At 69.6% G+C, this 12,486-nt stretch carries 13 protein-coding genes; 7 read left to right on the forward strand and 6 right to left on the reverse strand.

Translation table 11 applies throughout. The features are described 5' to 3' along the window. Positions 1-39 precede the first annotated feature (39 nt). Positions 40-933, forward strand: coding sequence for a YihY/virulence factor BrkB family protein (locus tag AC0QU1_RS06940; RefSeq protein WP_483575412.1), 894 nt, complete (start codon positions 40-42; stop codon positions 931-933). Between the two features lie 137 nt (positions 934-1,070). Here AC0QU1_RS06940 and AC0QU1_RS06945 read toward each other — a convergent pair whose 3' ends face one another. Together AC0QU1_RS06945 and AC0QU1_RS06950 are read right to left on the reverse strand one after the other, a co-directional pair. Beyond that, positions 1,071-2,249 carry a helix-turn-helix domain-containing protein gene (locus tag AC0QU1_RS06945; RefSeq protein ID WP_483616421.1) on the reverse strand — a complete coding sequence of 393 codons (1,179 nt, stop codon included), beginning with the start codon at positions 2,247-2,249 and terminating at the stop codon, positions 1,071-1,073. Beyond that, positions 2,246-2,617, reverse strand: coding sequence for an NUDIX hydrolase (locus AC0QU1_RS06950; protein WP_483616423.1), 372 nt, complete (start codon positions 2,615-2,617; stop codon positions 2,246-2,248). Before AC0QU1_RS06950 ends, AC0QU1_RS06945 begins: the two co-directional genes overlap by 4 nt. Before the next feature lie 199 nt (positions 2,618-2,816). Here AC0QU1_RS06950 and AC0QU1_RS06955 point away from each other — a divergent pair, with 199 nt between their 5' ends. The 3 genes from AC0QU1_RS06955 to AC0QU1_RS06965 all read left to right on the forward strand — a co-directional run bounded on the left by AC0QU1_RS06955 (position 2,817) and on the right by AC0QU1_RS06965 (position 4,743). Next, positions 2,817-3,572 carry a TauD/TfdA family dioxygenase gene (locus tag AC0QU1_RS06955; RefSeq protein ID WP_483575416.1) on the forward strand — a complete coding sequence of 252 codons (756 nt, stop codon included), beginning with the start codon at positions 2,817-2,819 and terminating at the stop codon, positions 3,570-3,572. Then, positions 3,569-4,420 carry an HAD family hydrolase gene (locus tag AC0QU1_RS06960; protein ID WP_483575417.1) on the forward strand — a complete coding sequence of 284 codons (852 nt, stop codon included), beginning with the start codon at positions 3,569-3,571 and terminating at the stop codon, positions 4,418-4,420. The genes AC0QU1_RS06955 and AC0QU1_RS06960 overlap by 4 nt, the downstream gene beginning before the upstream one ends. Positions 4,421-4,563: 143 nt before the next feature. Continuing rightward, positions 4,564-4,743 carry a hypothetical protein gene (locus tag AC0QU1_RS06965; RefSeq protein ID WP_483575419.1) on the forward strand — a complete coding sequence of 60 codons (180 nt, stop codon included), beginning with the start codon at positions 4,564-4,566 and terminating at the stop codon, positions 4,741-4,743. 145 nt (positions 4,744-4,888) lie between these two features. On the opposite strand, the gene AC0QU1_RS06970 is transcribed toward AC0QU1_RS06965, so the two are convergent. From AC0QU1_RS06970 to sdhC, 4 genes are all read right to left on the reverse strand, one after another. After that, the gene (locus AC0QU1_RS06970; protein WP_483575421.1) at positions 4,889-5,650 is read right to left on the reverse strand and encodes a succinate dehydrogenase iron-sulfur subunit; all 762 of its coding nucleotides are present in this window, start codon (positions 5,648-5,650) and stop codon (positions 4,889-4,891) included. Then, positions 5,650-7,482 (reverse strand): succinate dehydrogenase flavoprotein subunit, encoded by a 1,833-nt coding sequence (gene sdhA / locus AC0QU1_RS06975; protein ID WP_483575422.1) that lies wholly within the window; start codon positions 7,480-7,482, stop codon positions 5,650-5,652. Before sdhA ends, AC0QU1_RS06970 begins: the two co-directional genes overlap by 1 nt. Before the next feature lie 100 nt (positions 7,483-7,582). Then, positions 7,583-8,047: a succinate dehydrogenase hydrophobic membrane anchor subunit gene (locus tag AC0QU1_RS06980; RefSeq protein WP_483575424.1), complete on the reverse strand. Its 465-nt coding sequence runs from the start codon at positions 8,045-8,047 to the stop codon at positions 7,583-7,585. Beyond that, positions 8,047-8,385 carry a succinate dehydrogenase, cytochrome b556 subunit gene (gene sdhC, locus AC0QU1_RS06985; protein ID WP_483616537.1) on the reverse strand — a complete coding sequence of 113 codons (339 nt, stop codon included), beginning with the start codon at positions 8,383-8,385 and terminating at the stop codon, positions 8,047-8,049. Before sdhC ends, AC0QU1_RS06980 begins: the two co-directional genes overlap by 1 nt. A gap of 315 nt (positions 8,386-8,700) precedes the next feature. On the opposite strand from sdhC, the gene AC0QU1_RS06990 reads away from it, so the two are divergent. The 3 genes from AC0QU1_RS06990 to AC0QU1_RS07000 all read left to right on the forward strand — a co-directional run bounded on the left by AC0QU1_RS06990 (position 8,701) and on the right by AC0QU1_RS07000 (position 12,440). Then, positions 8,701-9,834, forward strand: a complete 1,134-nt coding sequence (locus AC0QU1_RS06990) for a mannose-1-phosphate guanylyltransferase (protein ID WP_483575427.1) — start codon at positions 8,701-8,703, stop codon at positions 9,832-9,834. 148 nt (positions 9,835-9,982) lie between these two features. Further along, on the forward strand, positions 9,983-11,212 hold the full coding sequence (locus AC0QU1_RS06995; protein WP_483575428.1) for an amidohydrolase: 1,230 nt from the start codon (positions 9,983-9,985) through the stop codon (positions 11,210-11,212). Between the two features lie 142 nt (positions 11,213-11,354). After that, complete coding sequence (locus AC0QU1_RS07000) at positions 11,355-12,440, forward strand: BMP family lipoprotein (RefSeq protein WP_483575430.1); 1,086 nt, start codon at positions 11,355-11,357, stop codon at positions 12,438-12,440. Positions 12,441-12,486 lie beyond the last annotated feature (46 nt).

A 12,486-nucleotide genomic window follows, 5' to 3' on the forward strand; every position in this document is an offset into this window, starting at 1 on the left:
CGGAGGCGAGGCGGCCCGTTCCCGCATAGTCTCGACGCGATGAAGCGGCTGATCGAGCTCGGGAAGGCGGCCTGGGCGCGCTGGCAGTCCAGCCGGGCGGGCCGTGCCCTCGCGCGGTTCACCGCCGCGAACGGCGCGGTGCTGTGCGGTGGCATGGCGTACTCGGCGCTGTTCTCCCTGTTCGCCGCCCTCACCATCGGTTACACCGTGTTCGTGCGCGTGCTCGGCGGTGACACCGTGCTGCGGGGCGCGGTCCTTGGCCAGGTGGACAGGTGGGTGCCCGGCCTCGTGGACACGGGCGACGGCGGCGTGCTGTCGCCGTCGGACCTGGTGCTCTCCACCGGGCTGAACTGGACGTCCCTGGTGGCCGTCGTGGTGCTGCTCTGGTCCGCCACGGGGTTCATGGGCGCGCTGCGCAACTCGGTGCGGGCGATGTTCGGCGAGACGGAGAGCCCCGGCAACCCGGCCACCGACCGGCTGCGGCAGCTCCTGGGCTTCGTGCTGCTCGGCGTGGGAGTGCTGGTCACGGCCGCAGCGAGCATCGCGGTGTCGGCGGCGGTGCCGTGGACGCTGGAGCTCGTGGGCCTGGGCGCGAGCGCCGGCTGGGCCGTGCGCGGCGTCGGCCTGCTCCTGGCGGTGCTGCTCGACACCGCCGTCGTCGCCGCCGTGATCCGGTACGTGGGCGGGGTGCACCCGCCGGGCCGCGACCTCCTGATCGGCTCGCTCGCGGTCGGCGTCGTCTCCGGCGCCCTGCGTTACCTCGGTACCGAGGTGATCACGGGCGCTGCCGCCCGCAACGCCCTGCTGGCGTCCTTCGCGGTGGTCGTGACGGTCCTGATCCTGGTCAACCTCCTGGCGCGGGTCCTCCTCCTGGCCAGCGCGTGGATGTCAGAAGCCGACGACCGCGCCCTTGCCTCAAGGAGCGAAGCCTGAACGAGCCTCTCGATCGGCGCCCAGGACGTGGCTGCGGATCATGGTGGCGGTGTGATCTCCAGTCGTGGGTCAGGTACCAGCCTCACGTGCACCGCGGCAGGCCGGTGGTTGAAGGGTCGGGTAGCCCACCTACGCGCTCAGTGATCAAGCCTGCGCAACCGTGCAAGTACCGCTTGCCCTGCCTCCGCAACGACCTCGTCGGCATCGTCATTGTGTGAGGCGATGCGGATCGCGCGTTGGGCTTGGTGCGGGAGCCGGTACTTCTCTGCACCGGCCAGTGCGGTCAACAGTGCTTCCTCGGCGGCGTCCCGGTCGCCGTTGACGAGATGCACCTCGCCGACGGTCACCCGTTCGATAACGGTCCACTGCGGAGCCACGGCCTGTGTCGTGCTGGGCAGTGATTCCATCAGTTTGGCGGCGAGGGGTGCCCGGCCTGTGGCAACGAGGCCACGTAGCCGTACCTCGTGGAGGGTGAACTGGTTGCCGAGCATTCCGGCATCTCCCAGGGCGTCGAGCTGGCGCTGGTAATCGTCGATCGTTGCGTCAAACAGCGGTGCGTCGCCCGCGTCGCCGGCCGCGCGCGCGAGGAAGGCCAGTGCCGTGGTGCGCATTGCGGGATCGGTGTGCAGTGCGATCGCGCTGCTGAGGCGCTCGATCGCAGCACTGGTCCGCCCGGCTTTCCTGAGCTCGTTGCCGTGCATGGCAAACGCGTAGGCAAGGAACCGCGGCTCGTCGAGTCGTTGAGCGACATTCAGGGCTTGCCCCGTCCACCGTGCAGCGGTGGCAAGTCTTTCCTCCGGGAGTACGGTTCCGAGTGCGATGCCCAAGGATGCCCGCGCTCGCCCGAGCAGCGCCCACGATCCTCGATCGACGTATCCGTCGACGGCACGGGCTTCAAGCCTGGCGACGAGTGGCCACAACTCGTCGACAGCGGCGACGGCGCGGCCGGCTTGGCGAGCGATGTCCGCCAGTTTCAGCACTGAATCGGCGAACTGCGTGAGCGCTGCCGACGTTGCATCGTCCACTGCTGTCACGCCGAGGAGGTGTGGTGGGACAGCAAGGCATTGTGCGATATGTCGAAGGACGCCGACGTCGGTGATGGTCCGACGGCGAGTCTCGATCATCGACACGTAAGTCTTGTCGTAGCCGAGCAGCGCGGCTGCTTGCTCTTGGCTCAGCCCGTTAAGCCGCCGGTAGGTGCGGAGGATCACCGCCAGGCCCCCGGAACGCAGCGCCTGGCTCGCGTCAGGGCTCGACCACAGCCACAACGACGACGGGCGCCTCGGCTGGCCGTCCGGCCTGGGCCCCTCGGTCATCGCCGGTCGTGGGATGTCAGCTCGAGCCAGGTCGCGATGGATCGACGGTAGCCGTCAGGCATGGTCAGCCGGGCAACCTCAGCGGCGGTGAACAACCCGACTTCCTTGTGCTCGTGCGAGAGCACGGGTTCGACGTCGGTCTCCGGATAGCAACCGTAGGTCGCGATGAAGACGTGCTTGTCAGCCACCTGGATGTAGTACATCCAGGTATCGAGGATCGGGCCGGTCCGCACCTTCCACTGCGTCTCCTCCCAGATCTCCCGAGCCACGCATTCCTCGGGCGTCTCGCCGATCTCAATACGCCCGCCAGGCAGCTCCCACTCCTCACGCTCATTCTTCAGGAGCAGCACTCGTTGGGCGGTGTCCACGACAACACCCTTGACTGAGATCGGAAACATGGACGGAGACAGAGACACCAGATCATCCTCTCGTGTGGCTACCGTTCGATCGCAGCGAGCGTAGCAACGGCACGCAGTACTTGATCCCAGATCAGGGTTGACAATCCGTCAGTAGACGCCATTCACCGCAGGCGGTGTAGTTCATGCATCGGAACCTGGAGGTGAACTCATGCACACGGACCTACCTATCCGCAGCAGCTCGGCATCAGCTGATGTGCTCGCGGACATCGCATCGGTTGGTGTGGCGCTGATCGATGACGTGCCCGGACGATCTGCACTCGTCGCGCTCGCCCGCTCGATCGGGACCGTGGTGCCGCACAGAGACAGCGACCCGGACGGCGCCACCGCGATCGAAGACCGCGGCGACCGTGACGCCACCATGGTGGGATTCACTCGCGGACCGCTGGCACCTCACACCGACCGTTCGGGCATCGAGAACCCGCCCGGACTGCTCCTGACGGTCTGCGGCCGCGAGCCAGTCGCCGGCGGCGAGTCGCTGATCGTCGACGGCCAGGCCGTCTACGACGATCTCGCACAGACCATGCCGGACGCGCTCGATGCGCTGTGTGCGCCGCGCTCAGCCCTGTTCGGCGGCGCCGACGGCTACCTCGGATCGGTCTTCACACCCGGACCGGACGGTGTGGTCTCCGTACGACTCAGGCTCGACAGCCTCGTGCGGTTCGCACCGGCCGTCACACCGCACATTCCCGCTCTGCGCGCCGCGATCGATCGACACCTCGTCACGTTGCCCGTCCGCACTGGCGCCGGCTACGTGCTGAACAACCGCCGGTGGCTTCATGGACGCCTCGGCTTCGCCGGACCACGGCTCATGTACCGGGTGACGGCGGATCCGCGCCCTCACACCATGGCTGCGGGCTTCCGGCCGGAAACCACCACGACCGTGGCCCCTGGGGATCACTCATGAGACCGACGACAGCACCGATCCCGACCGCCCCGCCCGCACACCCCGCCGATCCGAACAGGCCGGTGATGATCGCGTTGGATATCGATGGGACCTTGACCACCAGCGGCGGCCTGGTGGTGCCCGCCGAGACTGTCGTGGCCGTGGCTGAGACGCGAGCGGCCGGGCACCACGTCGTCCTTGCCTCGGGCCCATCCCTGGCCGGAGTCATGCCCATCGGCCGGGCACTGGGCCTCGATACCGGCTGGGTCGTCGCCTCCAACGGTGCCGTGATCGCATCCCTGACCCCAGACGGGTACGAGCTGGACGTCAGCACCGACGTCCGGACCATCGACGCCCGCGCCGTGATCACCGCGGCCCTGAACGCCCGGATCGCGGGACTGCGGATCGCCGTCGAAGAGATCGGCATCGGCTACTACGTGGACGCCGTCTTTCCTCCTGGCCTGCTGCGAGGTGAGCAGACCGTGGTCCCCCTGCACGAGCTACAGGCCCTGGCCTCACCACGCATCGTGCTGCGCGCCCCGGACGTACACGCCCTGATCGGCCCGTTGCGGGCGGCCGGGCTGACCGCCACGCCGGGTGCAGAGGCCGACCTGATCGACGTCACCGGACCCGACTTGTCCAAGGCCACCGCCCTGGAGACCGTCCGGCGCCGCCTCGGCGTCCCACCTGAGCGCACCGTGGCCGTGGGCGACTCCACCAACGACATCGAAGCCCTGACCTGGGCCGCCCGCGGCATCGCCATGGGCGATGCGCCCGAACACGTCCGCGCCGCCGCCGACGAAGTGACCGGAACGCTCCACCAGCACGGCGTGGTCGACGTACTGCGCTCCGTGGCGGTCGCGCCGTGAGCCCCGCCGTCGTCGGGCAGCAGGCGCAGGAGGACTTCGCCTCCGAAGCCCTCACCACCGTGACTCCACCGCCGCTTCCATCGGCAACCGAACCCTCGGCGGCACTGGAACCGGCAATATCACCGACCCCGCACGGAATCTGTGTGAACTGCGGGCGCCCGGTCACGCTGCGCCGCGTCGACACCGACCAGACCCGCCACACCTACCAATGGGTACCCGACGACGAACCCGCCCGACCAGGCCGCCACTGCTACGAAGGGTTCCTCCCCGCCTACCACTGGGCCGCTGATGCGACGGCCGCCGTCTACCACCTCGCCACCTGACCCGACGACAGCAAGTCCAACGACAGCAGAGCCGCGGGCGGAAGGTAGGGGCGGCCAGCCGTAAAGCCGTAGCGGAGCGCCCCCTGGGGGCGCGTGAGCGAGGCCGGCCGCCCCTACCTTCCGCCCGCGGCGGCGGAGGAACAGATCAGAACGCCCGAGTGATCATCGCGCGCTTGACCTCCTGGATGGCCTTGGTCACCTCGATGCCGCGCGGGCACGCCTCGGTGCAGTTGAAGGTCGTGCGGCAGCGCCACACGCCCTCCTTGTCGTTGAGGATCTCCAGGCGCTGCGAGCCACCCTCGTCACGGCTGTCGAAGATGAACCGGTGCGCGTTCACGATCGCGGCCGGGCCGAAGTACTGGCCGTCCGTCCAGAACACCGGGCAGGACGACGTGCACGCGGCGCACAGGATGCACTTGGTGGTGTCGTCGAACCGGGCGCGGTCCTCGGGGGACTGGTAGCGCTCCTTGGACGGCTCGTTCCCGGTGGTGATGAGGAACGGCATGATCTCGCGGTAGGACGCGAAGAACGGCTCCATGTCCACGACGAGGTCCTTCACGACCGGCAGGCCCTTGATGGGCTCGACCGTGATGGGCTTGGTCGGGTCGACGTCCTTGAGCAGCGTCTTGCAGGCCAGGCGGTTGCGGCCGTTGATCCGCATGGCGTCCGAGCCGCACACGCCGTGCGCGCAGGACCGGCGGAACGTGAGCGAGCCGTCGATGTCCCACTTGATCTTGTGCAGGGCGTCGAGCACACGGTCGGTGCCGTGCGCCTCGACGGTGAAGTCCTGCCAGGTGGGCTCGTCGGACACCTCGGGGTTGAACCGCCGGATCCGCAGCGTGACCGTGAACGAGGGGATCTCGCCCGCGGCGGGGGACGGTGCGGCGGCTTCGAGTGTGGCAGTCATCAGTACTTACGCTCCATCGGCTCGTACCGGGTCTGGACGACGGGCTTGGAGCCCAGGACGACCTTGTAGCCGTCGAACTCCTCGACGTGGTCGAAGTAGCCCTCGACGTGGCCCTCGGCCTTGTCGGACGCCGCGGTCGGACGGCGGTAGGCCATCGTGTGCAGCATGTAGTGGACGTCGTCGCGCTGCGGGTAGTCCTCGCGGTAGTGGCCGCCGCGCGACTCCTTGCGGTTGATCGCCGCGACCACGGTGACCTCCGCGATGTCGAGCAGGAAGCCCAGCTCGATGGCCTCCAGCAGGTCCGTGTTGAACAGCTTGCCCTTGTCCTGCACCGACGCGTTGCGGTAGCGCTTCTGCAGCTCGCGGATGTCGACAAGGGCCTGGTTCAGCGAGTCGCCGGTACGGAACACCTGGGCATTGAGGTCCATCGTGTCCTGGAGCGCCTTGCGGATGTCCGCGATGCGCTCGCCGTCGGGCCGGTTGCGCATCTCGTCGAGCTGCTCGACGACGCGGGCGGCCGGGTTCTCCGGGAGCTCGTGGAACGACGCCGTCTTGGCGTACGCGGCGGCCGCACGGCCCGAGCGCTTGCCGAAGACGTTGATGTCGAGCAGCGAGTTGGTGCCGAGCCGGTTGGAGCCGTGCACGGACACGCACGCGACCTCGCCGGCGGCATAGAGGCCCTTGACCACGTTGACGCCGTCGCGCAGCACCTCGCCCTGCACGTTGGTCGGCACGCCACCCATCGCGTAGTGCGCCGTCGGGTAGACGGGCACGGGCTCGGTGTAGGGCTCGATGCCGAGGTACGTGCGCGCGAACTCGGTGATGTCCGGGAGCTTGGCGTCGATGTGCGCGGGCTCCAGGTGCGTCAGGTCGAGCAGCACGTAGTCCTTGTTCGGGCCGGCGCCGCGGCCTTCGCGCACCTCGTTGGCCATGGACCGGGCCACGATGTCGCGGGGGGCGAGGTCCTTGATGGTGGGGGCGTACCGCTCCATGAAGCGCTCGCCCTCGGCGTTGCGCAGGATGCCGCCCTCGCCGCGGGCCGCCTCCGACAGGAGGATGCCCAGGCCCGCGAGGCCCGTCGGGTGGAACTGGAAGAACTCCATGTCCTCCAGCGGCAGGCCGCGGCGGTAGGCGAGCGCCATGCCGTCACCGGTCAGGGTGTGCGCGTTCGAGGTGGTCTTGAAGATCTTCCCGGCGCCGCCCGTGGCGAAGATGATCGCCTTGGCCTGGAACACGTGGATCTCGCCGGTCGCCAGGTCGTAGGCGACGACGCCGGTCGCGTTGACCTCCTCGCCGGGCGCGATCTCCTCGGTGGTGAGGTCGTGGTCGGTGATCAGGTCCAGCACGTAGAACTCGTTGAAGAACTCCACCTCCTGCTTGACGCAGTTCTGGTAGAGCGTCTGGAGGATCATGTGGCCGGTGCGGTCGGCGGCGTAGCACGCGCGGCGGACGGCGGACTGGCCGTGCTCGCGGGTGTGCCCGCCGAACCGGCGCTGGTCGATCTTGCCCTCGGGGGTGCGGTTGAACGGGAGGCCCATCCGCTCCAGGTCGAGGACGGACTCGATCGCCTCCTTGGCCAGGATCTCGGCCGCGTCCTGGTCGACGAGGTAGTCACCGCCCTTGACGGTGTCGAACGTGTGCCACTCCCAGTTGTCGTCCTCGACGTTGGCGAGGGCTGCCGCCATGCCGCCCTGGGCGGCACCGGTGTGGGATCGGGTGGGGTACAGCTTGGAGATCACCGCGGTGCGGGCCTCCTTCGACGACTCGAGAGCTGCGCGCATGCCTGCGCCACCCGCGCCGACGATCACGACGTCGTACTGATGGGTCTGCATCGGGCTCGATGCCTCCTGCTGATGAGGTTCGGAGTGTGGGGCTGGGGGGAGATGCCGCCGGCTGGGCCGGGCTCGGCCCGGCGCGGCGGCCGAGCGCGGCTCAGGCCGTGCAGAAGGACGGCAGCAGCTCGGCCGGCGAGCCGGCCGGGCACGGGTCGAACGTGAAGATCACCAGGGTGCCCAGCACGACCACCACGGTGAACGCCAGGTAGAGCAGACCCTTGAGGATGCCGCGCGTCAGGTCCCTCGTGGCGTAGTCGTTGATGATGGTGCGCACGCCGTTGGTGCCGTGGATCATCGCGAGCCAGAGCATGAGCAGGTCCCAGACCTGCCACAGCGGGCTGGCCCACTTGCCGGCGACGAAGCCGAAGTCGATGGCGTGCACGCCGTCGCCCACCATGAGGTTGACGAACAGGTGGCCGAAGATGAGGACGAGCAGCACCACGCCGGAGGCTCGCATGAAGACCCAGGAGTAGAGCTCGTAGTTGCCGCGCGTGGTCCGGCGGCGCACGTACGGGGAACGCGGGGAGTCGACCTTGGCCACCGCTGCGGTTCCGTGTGCCATCAGTGACCCCCGCTGAAGACGTTGATGAGGTGACGCGGCAGGAAGCCCGCCATCGTCACGACGAACAGGCCGACCACCACCCAGAGCATGACCCGCTGGTAGTTGGGCCCCTTGGCCCAGAAGTCCACCAGCAGGATGCGGATGCCGTTGAAGGCGTGGAACACGATCGCCGCCACGAGCCCGGCCTCGCCGAGCCCCATGATCGGGGTCTGGTACGTGCCGATCGCGGCGTTGTACGCCTCGGGGGACACGCGTACCAGCGCTGTGTCGAGCACGTGCACGAGCAAGAAGAAGAAGATCAGCACGCCGGTCACGCGGTGCGCGACCCACGACCACATGCCTTCGCGGCCGCGGTACAACGTGCCTGCTGGTGCGGTGGGCACTTCGGGAGCCTCCTATGGCTTTCCGGCTGGGGGTGGCTGGTCCCCACACTGTAATGACAAAGGGTCGCCTCGATCGCCGCCCGGCAGCCCTCACGGGCATCAAGGCACGGCATTTGTGACTGATCCCACAGGGGAGATGTCGCGGCTTCGGGCACCCGTCAGGTTGCTCGTGCGTTGCTGCCGGACCGGGCCAGAGACCTGGCACCGAACCGGAGCCGGTCCGGCGGGTAATGGCTGCGAGAACGCCGTCCGGCTGACATCCTGCGGGGCATGACTTCGGCCGCGGTCCCATCGTCCCCGATCGACGACTTCTTCGCAGTGGTACCAGCCGGTGGATCCGGCACCAGGCTCTGGCCCCTCTCCCGGGGCGGCGAACCCAAGTTCCTGCACGACCTCGTGGGCACGGGGGAGTCGCTGCTCCAGGCCACCGAGCGCCGCCTGCGCCCGCTCGCCGGGCCGGACGGCGTCATCCTGGTCACCGGTGAGCAGCACGTCGCGGCGTGCCGCGCGCAGCTTCCCCAGCTGTCCGACGGCGCGGTGCTGGCCGAGCCCTCGCCGCGCGAGTCCATGGCGGCGATCGGCCTGGCCGCCGCCGTCCTGGAGAAGCGGCACGGCGACGTCGTGATCGGGTCGTTCGCCGCCGACCACGTGATCAACGGGACGCGGGCGTTCGAGGTGGCGGTCCGCCAGGCCGTCGCGGCGGCGCGCGCCGGCTACGTGACCACCGTCGGGATCGCCGCGTCCCGGCCGTCCGTCGCGTTCGGGTACGTGCGCTCGGGCGATCCCCTCGGCGTGGAGGGCGCCCCCCACGCGCTGCACGCGCGCGGGTTCACGGAGAAGCCGGACGCCGCCACCGCGCGCGCCTACCTCGCCTCGGGCGAGTACCGGTGGAACGCCGGCATGTTCGTCTCGCGCACCTCGGTGCTGCTGGGGCACCTCGCCGAGCAGCGGCCCCAACTGCACGACGGCCTGCGGACCGTCGCCGACGCCTGGGACACCCCGCGGCGCGCGGACGTGCTCGCCGAGGTGTGGCCGGGCCTGGAGAAGATTGCCATCGACCACGCGGTGGCCGAGCCGGTCGCGGCAGCGGGCGGCGTCGCCGTCGTGCCGGGCACGTTCGGCTGGGACGACGTCGGGGACTACAACTCGCTCGCCGTGCTCCTGCCGTCCGACGACGAGCGGGGCGCCAAGGTGCTGGGCGACCCCGCCGACGTGCTGCGCATCGAGAGCGCCGGCTCGGTGGTGGTCCCGGCGTCGGGCCGCCTGGTGACGGTGCTGGGGCTGGACGACGTCGTCGTCGTGGACACGCCCGACGCCCTGCTCGTGACGACGCGCGCGCGGGCGCAGCAGGTCAAGGAGGTCGTTGCCGCGGTCCGCGAGCGGGGGCGCGCCGACCTGCTCTGACAGGGGCCGTCTCGGGCGCGTCCGTATGGTGGGACGGATCCGCCACCACCGTGTCTCGCGGGGCGGACAGCGCTACCGTGGTCCCGTGAACCCGACCCAGCAGCCCGTCAGTCTCGCCGATTTCGATCAGATCGTTTCGAACGATCAGATGCCGGTCGGGGACGTGCCGGGTGGGAACGCGACCGACGTCGTCGCCGGCCTGGCCGCCCGGGTGGGCGAGCTGGCCGACGGCCTGGACGCCGAGCTGATCGCGTTCCGCCGCGACGTGCACAGCCACCCCGAGCTGTCCCGCAAGGAGACGCGCACCACCGCACTGGTGGCCGACCGCCTGCGGGCGGCCGGGCTGGAGCCGCGGCTCCTGCCGATCGGCACGGGGCTGGTCTGCGACATCGGCCCGGACCACGGTCCGGACGGCGAGGGCAGGGTCGGCCTGCGCGCCGACCTCGACGCGCTCCCGCTGCACGACACCAGTGGCGTCGAGTTCGCCTCGACCCAGCCGGGCGCGGCCCACGCGTGCGGGCACGACGTACACACCACGGTGGTGCTCGGCGCGGGCCTCGTGCTCGCGCGGCTGCAGGAGGAGGGGCGGCTGCGCCGGGGCGTCCGGCTGTTCTTCCAGCCCGCCGAGGAGGTCTTCCCCGGCGGTGCGGAGGACATCATCAGCAAGACCTCCGAGCTCGACGGCGTCGACCGCATCGCCGCGCTGCACTGCGACCCGAAGTTCGACGTCGGGCAGGTCGGTACCCGCATCGGGCCCATCACGTCGGCGAGCGACTCCGTGATGGTGACCATCTCGTCGCCGGGCGGCCACACCTCCCGCCCGCACCTGACCGGCGACGTCGTGTTCGCGCTGGGCCAGGTCATCACCCAGACGCCGGCGGTGCTCGGCCGGCGCCTCGATCCGCGCTCGGGCGTGAACCTCACGTGGGGTGCCGTCCAGGCCGGCTCGACGCCCAACGCGATCCCGTCCACCGGCATCCTGAAGGGCACGCTGCGCTGCCTCGACGTGCGCGCGTGGGAGAAGGCGGGCGAGCTGGTGCGCGAGGCGGTGGAGCAGGTGGTCGCCCCGTACCAGGTCGACATCTCGGTGACCGTGACGCACGGCGTGCCGCCGGTCGAGAACGAGGCGGAGGCGACCGGAGACCTCGAGGCGGCGGTCCGGGACGCCGTCGGGCCCGACGCCGTGCAGCTCACCGAGCAGTCGATGGGCGGGGAAGACTTCGCCTGGTACCTGCGCAAGGTGCCCGGCACGATGGCGCGCCTCGGCGTGCGCACGCCCGGCGGCCGCACCTACGACCTGCACCAGGGCGACCTCGTCGTGGACGAGCGCGCGATCGGCGTCGGCGTACGCACCCTGGCCCAGTTCGCGGCGCGCTGACACCGGAACTGTTGCTGTCGATGACGCTTCGGTAACGACTTATGCCGGTTACCGTCTCGAAACGCGAAATGCGGGATGCGCTAGCTACCCTCGGTGCGATATAGGGTCTGCCAGGCCCGGTTGGACCATCGAAGGAGCACCAGTGAAGAAGGTTGTTCGGCTTACCGCCCTTGCGGGAGCAACGGCGCTCGCGCTCGCGGCGTGCGGCGCCCCGCCGGAGGAGGGCACTGGTGGCGAGACCACTGGCGCCGCCAGTGACTTCAAGCCCTGCATCGTGTCGGATGCCGGCGGGTTCGACGACAAGAGCTTCAACCAGCTCAGCTTCGAGGGTGCGACGGCGGCGGCCGAGCAGCTCGGCACCGAGCTGGTCGACGTCCAGTCGGCGTCGGAGAGCGACTACAAGGGCAACGTCGAGTCCCTCGTCGCCGAGGGCTGCAACGCCATCGTCACCGTGGGCTTCGCGCTGTCCGCCACCACCGTCGAGTCGGCGACGGCCAACCCGGACATCGACTACATCCTGGTCGACGACGCCGCGGACGCCGACTTCGACGGCCAGGCCGACGCCGAGAACATCAAGCCGCTGCTGTACGACACGGCGCAGGCCGCGTTCCTCGCGGGTTACCTGGCTGCCGGTTACTCGGAGGCGGGCAAGGTCGGCACCTTCGGCGGCATGGACTTCCCGACGGTCACGATCTTCATGGACGGCTTCAAGCAGGGCGTCGACTACTACAACGAGACCAAGGGCACCAACGTCGAGCTGGTGGGCTGGGACGGCGAGAAGGGCTCCTTCACCGGCGGTTTCGCGGCCGACCCTGCAGCGAAGACCACTGCGCAGAACGTGCTGGACCAGGGGGTTGACGTGATCCTCCCGGTCGGTGGCCCGATCTACCAGTCCGCGATGGACGCGATCGCCGACTCGGGCGAGGACGTCGCCCTGATCGGCGTGGACGCCGACTTCTACGAGACGGACCCGGCCACCCAGGACATCGTCCTCACGTCGATCCTCAAGGGCATGGACGTCTCCACCGAGGAAGCCGTCCTCGCCTCCGGCAACGGCGAGTTCGACCCCACGCCGTACGTCGGTACCCTCGAGAACGGCGGCGTGGACATCGCTCCGCTGCACAACTTCGAGGACAAGGTCGACCCGGCCCTGTGGGAAGAGGTCCAGGCCCTCAGGGAGTCGATCATCGCCGGCGACGTCGAGGTGGAGTCCTACCTGGCCCAGTGACGAGTCGGTCGCCGGGTGAAGAGACGGCGGCGGACCGGTCGACGAC

The organism is Promicromonospora noduliphila (genome assembly GCF_056951025.1).